The 7,672-nt window shown below is 70.2% G+C and carries 8 protein-coding genes; 6 read left to right on the forward strand and 2 right to left on the reverse strand.

Features of this window, described 5'->3' with window-relative positions; translation table 11 throughout:
- On the reverse strand, positions 1 to 640 hold a 640-nt coding region (locus EEY80_RS19805), incomplete at its 3' end, for a hypothetical protein (RefSeq protein ID WP_205749168.1).
- 125 nt (positions 641 to 765) lie between these two features.
- Here EEY80_RS19805 and EEY80_RS19810 point away from each other — a divergent pair.
- Together EEY80_RS19810 and EEY80_RS19815 are read left to right on the forward strand one after the other, a co-directional pair.
- Positions 766 to 2,148: a cytochrome P450 gene (locus EEY80_RS19810; protein ID WP_126979653.1), complete on the forward strand. Its 1,383-nt coding sequence runs from the start codon at positions 766 to 768 to the stop codon at positions 2,146 to 2,148.
- 101 nt (positions 2,149 to 2,249) lie between these two features.
- Entirely contained in the window at positions 2,250 to 2,975 is a 726-nt protein-coding gene (locus tag EEY80_RS19815; protein WP_126979655.1) for a DUF533 domain-containing protein, read from the forward strand.
- A 3-nt stretch (positions 2,976 to 2,978) separates the two neighbouring features.
- Here EEY80_RS19815 and EEY80_RS19820 read toward each other — a convergent pair whose 3' ends face one another.
- The gene (locus tag EEY80_RS19820) at positions 2,979 to 5,333 is read right to left on the reverse strand and encodes a DNA topoisomerase IV subunit A (RefSeq protein ID WP_126979657.1); all 2,355 of its coding nucleotides are present in this window, start codon (positions 5,331 to 5,333) and stop codon (positions 2,979 to 2,981) included.
- Positions 5,334 to 5,393: 60 nt separating this feature from the next.
- Here EEY80_RS19820 and EEY80_RS19825 point away from each other — a divergent pair, with 60 nt between their 5' ends.
- The 4 genes from EEY80_RS19825 to EEY80_RS19840 all read left to right on the forward strand — a co-directional run.
- On the forward strand, positions 5,394 to 6,227 hold the full coding sequence (locus tag EEY80_RS19825) for an SDR family NAD(P)-dependent oxidoreductase (RefSeq protein WP_126979659.1): 834 nt from the start codon (positions 5,394 to 5,396) through the stop codon (positions 6,225 to 6,227).
- A gap of 65 nt (positions 6,228 to 6,292) precedes the next feature.
- Positions 6,293 to 6,502 carry a twin transmembrane helix small protein gene (locus EEY80_RS19830; protein WP_126979661.1) on the forward strand — a complete coding sequence of 70 codons (210 nt, stop codon included), beginning with the start codon at positions 6,293 to 6,295 and terminating at the stop codon, positions 6,500 to 6,502.
- 12 nt (positions 6,503 to 6,514) lie between these two features.
- Positions 6,515 to 7,087, forward strand: a complete 573-nt coding sequence (locus EEY80_RS19835) for a cob(I)yrinic acid a,c-diamide adenosyltransferase (protein ID WP_126979663.1) — start codon at positions 6,515 to 6,517, stop codon at positions 7,085 to 7,087.
- A gap of 135 nt (positions 7,088 to 7,222) precedes the next feature.
- Positions 7,223 to 7,672 (forward strand): electron transfer flavoprotein subunit beta/FixA family protein (locus tag EEY80_RS19840; protein WP_164738341.1); only part of this gene is annotated, 450 nt, incomplete at its 3' end.

The raw sequence follows: 7,672 nt of genomic DNA on the forward strand, positions 1-7,672 counted from the left end.
CCGGTGCGGGGGCAGCGGCGGGTGCCGGCGCGGCGGCGGTTGCCGCCGGCGTTCCCGCCCGCGATCCGGTCTGCGCCGGCAGCAGCGCGCGCGCCGCCGCGGCCTCGGGCGTGAACCAGGCCTTGTTGTCCACCAGCCAGTCGTTCACCTGCCGGGCCACCACCGCGGCGAGGTTCTGCATCTGCGCGTCGCGGCCCTGCAGCAGGCCCGATCCCACCAGCGTCTCGCCGCTGAAGGGCTCGAAGACGGTGATCTGCTTCGGCTCGGCATTGATCTTCCGCTGCGCCGTATCGTCCCAGACATTGGCAGAGATCACCAGCACCGATTTCGGGTTCAGCACGATCGGGATGCCCGGATAGGCCAGCGCATAGCCGTCGACATTGATGCCGAGGTGATAGAGCTTGTCGCCGTCATAGCGCCCGGTCCGCTTCTTCACCTCGGCCGCGATCAGCGCCTCCCACTCGTCGGGGCTGGCGGTGCGGCTGGGGCCCACGGTCTGGGCATTGTCGGCGACGACGATGGTGTAGCCCAGAAGGAAGTTGCCGATCGGTTCCGGCGGGGCGGACAGATCCTCGCCGGCGCAGGCGGCCAGAACGGCAAGGGGGAGGACGGCGGCAAGGCGGCGAAGGCGTCGGATCATGCGTCGGGTTCTCTCCGTTTCGCCAAGCCATAGCCCGCCGGGACCCCGGCTGCAATCGGCCCGCCTTCCCGGCGGCCGCGCCGCGCCTATATTCCAGACCATCCCGCCGGCGATCGGAGTGCGTCATGGCTGCCGTCCCCTCCCCTTCCGCCCCGCCCGCAGATCCCTGGCCGGCGCGCGTGGCGCTGGCCACGCAGCCCCTGGGCGTGCTGGGGTCGCTGAAGGTCGCGCGGCGCAACCTGCTGGAGCTGATCCCCGAGATCGCGCTGCACCAGCCGATGGTGTCGGGCCGCACCGGCAAGCGCTGGCACATGGTGATGGACCCGGCCGCGCTGCGCCGGATCCTGAAGGACCGGGTCGAGGACTATCCGAAGTCGGACGTGACCAAGCTGATCCTAGGTCCCGCCATCGGCGACAGCCTGTTCGTGGCCGAGGGCGCGCATTGGCGCTGGCAGCGCCGCGCCGCCGCCCCCGCCTTCGCCGCCCGCAATGTCGAGGCGCTGGCCCCGGTGATGACCCATGCCGCGGAACGGGCCAGCGCCCGGCTGGCCGCCGCGCAGGGCCGCGCCGCCAATGTCTTCGACGAGATGGTCACCGCCACGTTCGAGGTGATCTCGGACGTGACCTTCGCCGGCGGGGCGGAGGAAAGCTTCGACCGCGACGCCGTCCACCGCGCGATCGAGGCCTATATCGGCCAGACGGCCAAGGTTTCGCTGCTCGACATCCTCGGCGCGCCGATGTGGGTGCCCAGACCCGCCCGGCTGGTTTCGGGCCAGGCGATGCGCGAGATGAAGCGCTTCGCCGATGCCGCCATCGACCGGCGGCGCCGGCAGGGAGAGGACGGCGTGCCCGACCTTCTCGACCTGCTGCTGGCGGGGGTGGACCCGGAAACCGGCCGCCGGATGGATACCGCCGAGTTGCGCGACAACCTGCTGACCTTCATCGTCGCGGGGCACGAGACGACCGCGCTGACGCTGGCCTGGGCGCTTTACCTCTGCGCCTTCGACCAGGACGTGCAGGACCGCGCCCGGGACGAGGCGCGGGCGGCGCTGGAGGATCGGGCTGCGACGGTCGCCGACCTGCCGCGCCTGCCGCTGATCCGCCGCATCGTGGAAGAGACGCTGCGCCTGTATCCCCCCGCGGCCTTCCTGTCGCGGACCGCGCAGGCGCAGGACACGCTCTGCGGGCGCGAGGTCCGGCCCGGCGACACGGTGATGCTGCCGGTCTACGCCCTGCACCGCAGCCATGCGCTGTGGCCCGACCCGCACCGCTTCGATCCCGACCGCTTCGTCGCGCGCGATTTCGACCGCTTCGCCTTCCTGCCCTTCGGCGACGGGCCGCGCGTCTGCATCGGCGCCAGTTTTGCCATGCAGGAGGCGGTGATCATCCTCGCCACGCTGCTGGCCCGGCACCGCTTCGCGCTGGTGCCGCACCGGCCGCCGCGCCCGGTGCTGATCCTGACCCTGCGCCCCGAAGGCGGGCTGTGGCTGATGGTGGAACCGGCCTGATCCCCGCGGTTCGGCGGCTTTCCGCCGAGCCCGGGCGACCGCCGCGCGGTCGTCGCCCGGACTTCCTACCTGTGAGGCGAAGAACCTCAAGGGAGTTGGCCATGAGCCTCGTGAAGACCCTCGCCAAGGTCGCCATCGGAATCGCCGCCTACAAGGGCGTGAAGGGGATGATGGACCAGCGCAGCCAGACCTATGACCGCAGCAGCGGCAGCGATCACGCGCGCAGCGCCGGGCTGGGCGGGCTGCTGGACAAGGTCGGCGGGCGCGGCGGCGGGCTGGACCGCATCGTGTCGAATGTCGGCGGCTCGGGCGGCATCGGCGGCCTGCTGACCGGGCTGGGCCTCGGCGGCGTTGCGGGCGGACTGGCCGGCGGCGCGGCGGGGGCCGCGGGAGCGGGCGGCGGCTTCGCCGGCAAGCTGGACCGCGCCGGTGCCCATGGCGATGTGGAGGCCTCGGCCGAGGAAGAGGCGGTGGCGGCGCTGCTGCTGCGCGCGATGATCCAGGCGGCAAAGGCCGACGGCCGCATCGACCCCGAGGAACGCCGCCGCATCCTGGCCGAGATGGACGAGGCGACGCCGGCCGAGATGGACTATCTGCTGACGCAGATGGACGCGCCCGCCGATGTGGCGGCGCTGGCCCGCGACGTGCCCGAGGGGCTGGAACCCGAGGTCTATGCCGCAGCCCTGATGGCCATCGACGTGGACCATCCCGAGGAGACGGCCTTCCTCGCCCGGCTCGCCGAACTGCTGCGCCTGCGCCGGGCCGAGGTGGAGGCGATCCACCGCGAGGCGGGCGAGCCGCTGCCGCCGCCCCTGCCCTCGGCCTGATCCCTAGTTGAACCGGTTGTCGCGCGGAAAGCCGCGCGGCGCCATCCGGCCGGCGGTCGCGCGCTTGGCCAGCCATTCGCCCAGGTCGGTCTCCGTCCGGGTGCGGCCCGCCGGGTCCTTCCACGACAGGCCTTGCGCCAGGACGAAGGTGGTGGCGTCCGACAGGCCGCCATCCTTGTATTTCTGCAGCCGCACGCCCTTGCCGCGGGCCATGTCGGGCAGTTCGTCCAGCGCAAAGACCAGCATCTTGCGGTTCTCGCCCACCACCGCGACATGGTCGCCCGCCACGCGCCGCAACAGCCGCGCCTTCACCCCCGGCCCGAGGTTCAGCACCTGCTTGCCCGCCTTGGTCTGGGCCAGCAGCTCGTCCGCCGCCACCACGAAGCCGTCGCCTTCGGAACTGGCGATCAGGTGCCGTTCGCCCGGCCGGTGCAGCAGCATCTCGACGATCTCGGCCTCGTTCGGCAGGTCCACCATCAGGCGCAACGGCTCGCCCATGCCGCGCCCGCCGGGCAGGTTCGCGCCGGTGACGGTATAGACCCGCCCGTTGGCGCCGAGGATCAGGATGCGGTCGGTGGTTTCCGCGTGGAAGCAGAAGCGCGGCCCGTCCCCGTCCTTGAACTTGACCTCGGCATCCAGCGGCTGATGCCCCTTCATCGCCCGGATCCAGCCCATCTTCGAGCAGATGACGGTGATCGGCTCGCGGTCGATCATCGCCTCCAGCGGCACCTCCTCGACCGTCGTGGCCTCGGCAAAGCCGGTGCGCCGGGCACCGCCGGGCGCGTCGCGGCCGAAGGTCTTCTGGATCTCCTTCAGCTCCTTGGCGATCTGGCGCCATTGCAGCGCGTCCGACGCCAAGAGCCGCAGCAGCCCCGCCCGTTCGCCCGCCAGCGCCTCGTGCTCGCGGCGCAGTTCCATCTCTTCCAGCCGCCGCAGCGAGCGCAGGCGCATGTTCAGGATCGCGTCGGCCTGCACCTCGTCCAGCCAGCGCAGGCCATCCTCGGCCAGCACCCCGTCCTCCCGCGCAGAGGCGATCGGCGCAGGGCTGCGATAGTCGCGTTCGGACGTGGCGCGCACATGGTCGGCGGCCCAGTCCTCGCGCACCAGCGCGGCCTTGGGGTCGTCGTCATAGCGGATGATGTCGATCACCCGGTCGAGGTTCAGATAGGCGGTGATGAAGCCCGCCAGCACATGCAGCCGCTGTTCGATCTTCTCGACCCGGTGCTGCGACCGCCGGACCAGCACGTCGCGGCGATGGTCGAGGAAGGCGCGCAGCACCTCTTTCAGCGAACAAACCTTCGGCACGCGGCCGTCGATCAGCACGTTCATATTCAGGCTGAAGCGGATCTCCAGATCGCTCTGCCGGAACAGCATGCCCATCAGCATCTCGGGATCGACGGTGCGGGCGCGGGGCTCCAGCACGATGCGCACGTCATCGGCGGATTCGTCGCGCACATCGGCCAGCGCCGGCACCTTGCGGGTGACGACCAGTTCCGCCAGCCGCTCGATCAGCTTCGACTTCGGCACCTGGAACGGGATCTCGGTCACGACGATCTGCCACGTGCCCCGGCCCAGATCCTCGACCTGCCAGCGCGCCCGCAGGCGGAAGCTGCCGCGCCCGGTGCGATAGGCCTCCATCACGCTGGCCGCCGGTTCGACGATCACGCCGCCGGTGGGGAAATCCGGCCCCGGCACCAGGTTGACGATATCGGCATCCGAGGCGCCCGGGTCCGCGATCATCAGCTGGCAGGCGTCGATCAGCTCGTGCAGGTTATGCGGCGGGATGTTGGTGGCCATGCCGACCGCGATGCCCGAGGCACCATTCGCCAGCAGGTTCGGAAAGGCCGCAGGCATCACCACCGGCTCTTCCAGCGTGCCGTCGTAATTGGGGCGGAAGTCCACGGCGTTTTCGGCCAGGCCATCCATCATCGCCTCGGCGATGGCGGTCAGCCGGGCCTCGGTATAGCGGCTGGCGGCGGGGTTGTCGCCGTCGATATTGCCGAAATTGCCCTGCCCGTTGACCAGCGGGTAGCGCATGTTGAAATCCTGCGCGAGCCGGGCCATCGCGTCATAGATCGCGCCGTCGCCATGCGGGTGATAGTTGCCCATCACGTCGCCGGAAATCTTGGCCGACTTGCGGAAGCCCCCGGTCGATACCAGCCGCAATTCCCGCATCGCATAGAGGATGCGGCGGTGCACCGGCTTCAGCCCGTCGCGGGCATCCGGCAGCGCCCGGTGCATGATCGTCGACAGCGCATAGGTCAGATAGCGCTCGCCGATGGCGCGCGACAGCGGCTCGGAAGAGGTGGCGCCCGCGGGATCGGGCAGCGCGGCATCGTCGTCGGTGGCGTCGGTCATGTCCCCCGTGTAGATCGGTGCCGAAGACAGGTCCAGACGGAAGCCGCGGTGCCGCAGAACATGACGCAGAAGACCATCCTCATCACCGGCTGCTCCTCGGGCATCGGCCATGACGCGGCGCACGGGCTGGCCCGCGCCGGCTGGCGCGTCTTCGCCACCTGCCGGCAGGAGGCGGATTGCGAACGGCTGCGCGGCGAGGGGCTGGAAAGTTTCCGGCTGGACTATGCCGACGAGGACAGCATCGCCGCCGCGGTGGACGAGGCGCTGTCGCGCACGGGCGGGACGCTGGATGCGCTGTACAACAACGGGGCCTTCGCCTGCCCCGGGGCGGTCGAGGATCTGCCGCGCGGCGCGCTGCGCGCCATTTTCGAAACCAATCTCTTCGGCGTCCACGACCTGACCTGCCGCGTCATCCCGGCGATGCGGGCGCAGGGCCACGGGCGGATCGTCAACTGTTCCTCCGTGCTGGGGCTGGTCGGCATCCGCTGGCGCGGCGCCTATGTCGCCACCAAATTCGCGGTCGAGGGCCTGACCGATGTGCTGCGCCTGGAAATGGCCGACACGCCGATCAAGGTGATCCTGATCGAGCCCGGGCCCATCACCTCGGACATCCGGCAGAAATCCGTGCCCCACTTCGAACGCTGGGTGAACTGGCAGGGCTCGGCCCGCCGCGCGCAGTACGAGGCGAGCCTGCTGCAGCGGCTCTACCGCGACCGGGGCAAGCCCGACCGGTTCGAGCTGCCGCCCGCGGCGGTGACGGCGAAACTGCTGACCGCGCTGACCGTGCCGGATCCCGCGCCGCGCTACTACGTCACCACCCCCACCTGGATGATGGGCATCGCCCGGCGGATCCTGCCGACCCGGGCGCTCGACTGGGTCGCCGCCAAAGGCTGAGGCGAGATGGTCTTCGCTTTTTCCGCCCGATCCGCTACATCGGCTGGACAGGTCGGGAGGACGCGATGCTTGCCAATGATCCGCTGTTCTATGTCGTGCTTGCCGCGCTCTTCGCGGTCTTCGCGATCCTGATGGTCGGGATCGGCGGCTTCGGCCGGGGCGGCGAGTTCAACCGCCGGCATGCCAACCGGATCATGCGCTACCGGATCGCCGCGCAGGCCTTCGCCGTGGTGCTGATCCTGCTGTTCGTCTGGCTGCGCCGCGGCGCCATCTGAGGAGAACCGCCCGTGGTCGTGCTGAACCGCATCTATACCCGCACCGGCGACGGTGGCGAAACCGCGCTCGGCGATGGCAGCCGGGTGCCGAAGTTTTCGGTGCGCGTCGCCGCCTACGGCACGGTGGACGAGGTCAACGCGACGCTGGGCCTGGCCCGGCTGCAGGCCGGGGGCGAGATGGCCGCGATGCTGGCGCGCATCCAGAACGACCTCTTCGACCTCGGCGCAGACCTGTGCCGCCCCGATATGGACCGCGATGCCGAGGCGTCCTATCCGGTGCTGCGCATGGTCGAGGCGCAGGTGGACCGGCTTGAGGCCGAGATTGACGCGATGAACGCCCGGCTGCAGCCGCTGCGCAGCTTCATCCTGCCCGGCGGCTCGGCCCTGGCCGCGCATCTGCACCTGTGCCGCACCGTCTGCCGCCGGGCGGAACGCGGCGTGGTGGAACTGGCCGCGCAGGAACAGGTCAACCCGGCGGCGGTGAAATATCTCAACCGGCTGTCCGACTGGTTCTTCGTCGCGGGGCGCATCGCCAATGACGACGGCCGGGACGACGTCCTGTGGGTGCCGGGCGCCAACCGCTGACCGGCGGACGTGACGTAGCGGCGGCGGCGATGGTCGATTTTGACCTGTCCATGACAGGGCCAAGCCGCTAACCCTTTTGCGGATAGCGTGGACCGCCGGGCGCGACCCGGCGCTGGAAGGGAGACGGAGGAACCGATGAAGATCCTCGTACCCGTGAAGCGGGTGATCGACTACAACGTGAAGGTCCGGGTGAAGTCGGACGGTTCGGGCGTCGATCTTGCGAATGTGAAGATGTCGATGAACCCCTTCGACGAGATCGCGGTGGAAGAGGCGATCCGGCTGAAGGAGAAGGGCGCGGCGGAAGAGGTCGTGGTGGTGTCGGTCGGCGTGAGGCAGGCCTCCGAGACGCTGCGCACGGCGCTGGCGATGGGCGCGGACCGGGCGATCCTGGTCGAGGCGGCCTCGGACGTGCATCAGGACATCGAGCCGCTGGCGGTGGCGAAGATCCTCGCCCGGGTGATCGAGACGGAACAGCCCGGGCTGGTCATCGCCGGCAAGCAGGCGATCGACAACGACATGAACGCGACCGGGCAGATGCTGTCGGCGCTCCTGGGCTGGAGCCTCGCCACCTTCGCCTCGAAGGTC

Source organism: Frigidibacter oleivorans (genome assembly GCF_003993775.1).
Taxonomy (GTDB): domain Bacteria; phylum Pseudomonadota; class Alphaproteobacteria; order Rhodobacterales; family Rhodobacteraceae; genus Frigidibacter; species Frigidibacter oleivorans.

What these genes read in the sequence shown, in the direction of transcription:
- EEY80_RS19810 (WP_126979653.1), top strand. Translation starts at nt 766, where the DNA reads ATGGCTGCCGTCCCCTCCCCTTCCGCCCCGCCCGCAGATCCCTGGCCG.
- EEY80_RS19815 (WP_126979655.1), top strand. Translation starts at nt 2,250, where the DNA reads ATGAGCCTCGTGAAGACCCTCGCCAAGGTCGCCATCGGAATCGCCGCC.
- EEY80_RS19825 (WP_126979659.1), top strand. Translation starts at nt 5,394, where the DNA reads ATGACGCAGAAGACCATCCTCATCACCGGCTGCTCCTCGGGCATCGGC.
- EEY80_RS19820 (WP_126979657.1), bottom strand. Translation starts at nt 5,333, where the DNA reads ATGACCGACGCCACCGACGACGATGCCGCGCTGCCCGATCCCGCGGGC.
- EEY80_RS19830 (WP_126979661.1), top strand. Translation starts at nt 6,293, where the DNA reads ATGCTTGCCAATGATCCGCTGTTCTATGTCGTGCTTGCCGCGCTCTTC.